This window comes from Ruegeria sp. AB5, from assembly GCF_056542645.1.
The window spans coordinates 1-2,642 of the sequence record NZ_JBQGAE010000051.1; the positions used below are offsets into that span (position 1 = coordinate 1).

Sequence of the window (2,642 nt, forward strand, 5' to 3'; positions counted from 1 at the left end):
CTCATGAGCATTTGCTCCGACACTCTCCGTGATCAATCGGGCGCCTCGCCCGGTTAGAAGCCACGTTGGTGATATGTCCAAATGCTCCGCCATTGCTGCTAAAAGCTCAGCGCTCACCATCCTGGAGCCCGAGAGATAGTGCTGCATGGTTCGGTAGTTCGCTCCGATCTTATTGGTAAAATCCTGCAAACTCAAACCGCTAGCAGATACGGCCTCTTTTAGTCGCTCATTTATGTCCATTTGTTCTTATGTCGCTTGATTATAGGAGCATTTGGTCTTATTTGTGATATTACAACATACCGACGCACCCCAGCATTGCGAGGACACTATGTCAGCAAGAAGCAAGCCGTTCCAGCCCGGAGCGGTTCTATGTGAGATCATCGTTGGCGCATGTCGCGCCTCAGACCTCGGCGGGCGTGGGAAGCAGAACATCCACACCAGCACCACTCCCGTGGCTACCTGCGGACAATCTGGGGACGACACGGGCCAGGCGCGCCTCAAACGCCGGAAGCGCATGGCACCCCGCGATGCGGTGCTGAGCGAGGGAACGCGTCACGGAACGCGTCCCCGGTGCCGGAGAAGGGGCGGGCGCCCCGAGACGGTGGCGGTGTAAGCCATGGGGCAGGCATCGCGCAAATTCGAACTGGTTGAGGCCAACGCCTCGGGGTTGACCAATCCGCCGCTAGAAGCCGTTGGTCAACCTGTTGGTCAACCATTGGTCAACCACGAAAAATGGTTGCCGATGAATGACCTGGTCGAGTTGTCTGGGGTATCCAAACAGGCGGTCAGCAAAGCCCTGCAGTCGCGCAAGTGGCGCGGTGTCGATCTTCTTGTCAGAGAAGTTGAAATCGGGCGTGGCGGTGCTGGAGGTCGAGCACCTCAAGCGCATGTAGACCACTTACCCGCTGATCTGCGGGAGGCCTGGTATCTGGAGCGTGGCATCGTGCTCCACGCAAAGCCCGATGTGGCGACCGGCGGCACCTGTCTTGTACCGGAGCAGGCCCACCAAACGGATGCACGCTTTGAGGCCGATCTGGCTTTGGCGCGGTGGCGGCAGGAGGTGATCCGCCCGGCCCTGGCCTTTGAGAAGGGCTCACCTGAGCGGGCGGCGGTGATCGAGGGCCTCACCCGGGAACCGCGCCTGTTCCCCAACGGGAAACGCAAGCTGATCTCCAAGCAGACGCTCTATAACTGGCTGCGCGACTATGAGGCCTTTGGTCTAAATGGTCTGGTCCGCAAGCGCCGCGCCGATCACGGCGTCCGGCGCCAGACGGTCACCCGCGCCTGGGATGCGTTTTTTGAGGCGCATATCGATGCGGCCACGCAGGCCGGGATCGGCGCGGACCTGACCACCTATATCCGGTCCCTCTGGGCAGCGGGGGAATGCGGCTGGCGCGCGATCTCGGAGAAATCCACCACCCGCCTGATCGAGATGAGCCGAGACCTGCGGGTCGTGCCCTTCGAGGCGCTGGAGCTGGGCCGGTGCGGCGACACGAATGCCAAAGGCACCCAGTTCGGCCTCTGTAATGTGAACCGCCGCCAGGTGGAGCATCACCGCCAATACGCGCTTCTCGCGATCAAGGACAAAGACAACGCCACCTTCCAGGACAGGTATGTGCCCTCGATCCGGCGGGACTATGCCACGTTGCTGCCACGTCAGATCGTGGTGGGGGACGTGCACCCCGTGGATATCATGATGCGCCGCGCCGATGGCACGGTGGTCTATCCCAAGGCGATTGCCTGGTACGACGTAGCTACCAATGAAATCCATATGACGTTCGTGCTTTGCGAGCCCGGTGAAGGCATACGGCGCGAGCATGTGGCCCAGAGCTTTGAGGCGATGGTCGCGGAATGGGGCCTGCCCGAGATGCTCTATCTCGACAACGGGTCCGAGTATTCCTGGGATGCGATGATCGGCGGGTTCACCCAGCTCTCCAGACTGACGCAGGGCGGGCTCAAGGTGTTTGATCTCACCGGTGATCCGAAGGTCGCAGCGCGCGTGGCCGAGGGCCGTGAAGCCGTGGTGCGGTCGATGCCCTACAATGCGAAGGGCAAGCCGGGCATTGAGGGTGCCTTTGGCAACATCGAGCAAGTCTTTTTCGCCACAATCCCAGGCTGGACCGATGGCGACCGCATGAACAAGAAGACCCACGCCAAGGGCAAAGACCCGGTGGCCTTCGATGGCGATGCGAGTGCCTTTCTGGAGACCGCTGGCAAAGCCTTGGAGTGGTATCACAAGCGCCCTCAGCATGGGCGGCTTGCAGGCATGAGCCCCAATGAGGCCCTGCGCAATTTCATTGATCAGGGATGGGGCAAGACCACACTCTCGCACCCCGAGGTTCTCGCCCTCGCCTTTGCCGAGGAGGTCGAGCGCATGCCGGATCGCGGGCGGGTGAGCTACACCCCCCGCCGTGGCGAGACGATCTATTTCTACGACGATGCGCTCCTGGGCCTCACCCACAAGATCACCCTCCGGGTGCCCGCCTTCAATCCCGCGTTTGTGTTCTGTTTCGCCAATGGTGAGTTGATCTGCCAGGCCTTCCCGGAGCGCACCTTTGGTGTCCTGCATGATGCAGGCGCTCGGGAGGTCAACCGGCGCGGCAAGGCCTTCCGCCGCCAGATCGCTGAAAAGCGCAAGCATG

General features: G+C 61.4%; 3 protein-coding genes. 1 reads left to right on the forward strand and 2 read right to left on the reverse strand.

Annotated features, from left to right (window positions below):
• Both ACR0L4_RS23495 and ACR0L4_RS23500 read right to left on the reverse strand, forming a co-directional pair.
• Window positions 1-240, reverse strand: a 240-nt coding sequence (locus ACR0L4_RS23495) for a helix-turn-helix domain-containing protein (protein ID WP_480515622.1), incomplete at its 3' end; no start/stop codon positions are given.
• 160 nt (window positions 241-400) lie between these two features.
• The gene (locus ACR0L4_RS23500; protein ID WP_480424923.1) at window positions 401-556 is read right to left on the reverse strand and encodes a hypothetical protein; all 156 of its coding nucleotides are present in this window, start codon (window positions 554-556) and stop codon (window positions 401-403) included.
• A gap of 60 nt (window positions 557-616) precedes the next feature.
• Here ACR0L4_RS23500 and ACR0L4_RS23505 point away from each other — a divergent pair.
• On the forward strand, window positions 617-2,642 hold a 2,026-nt coding region (locus ACR0L4_RS23505), incomplete at its 3' end, for a helix-turn-helix domain-containing protein (RefSeq protein ID WP_480515624.1).